The following is a 265-nucleotide window of genomic DNA, read 5'->3' as shown; positions in this document are numbered from 1 at the left end:
GTGCGCATCGTCCGCCCGCGCCGGTAGCCGTGCAGAAAGACGGCAAGACGGCCTACCCGATTGTTGTCACGGTCAAACCGCTGGAGCCTGGCAAGCCCATTACGGCGGACCAACTGGGCATTGAGCAGTTGCCGATCAATCCGGTCGAGGCATTCTCCGATGTGTCCAAGGTGGTGGGGCGCGAGCCGATTCTCCCGGTTGGCGTGGGCGTGCCGCTGCTTGCCTCCCAACTTGCGTCCGGATTGGCGCAGCAGGTGGGGGCGGG

At 65.7% G+C, this 265-nt stretch carries 1 protein-coding gene; it reads left to right on the top strand.

Going from position 1 to position 265, the window contains the following annotated elements:
* Window positions 1–265, top strand: a 265-nt coding sequence (locus tag RVY79_RS20000; protein ID WP_317466322.1) for an SAF domain-containing protein, incomplete at both ends; no start/stop codon positions are given.

Source organism: Chromohalobacter sp. HP20-39, assembly GCF_033052815.1.
Classification (GTDB): domain Bacteria; phylum Pseudomonadota; class Gammaproteobacteria; order Pseudomonadales; family Halomonadaceae; genus Chromohalobacter.
Note: the sequence above shows the minus strand (reverse complement) of the source record. Positions and strands in the feature narration are given on the sequence as shown.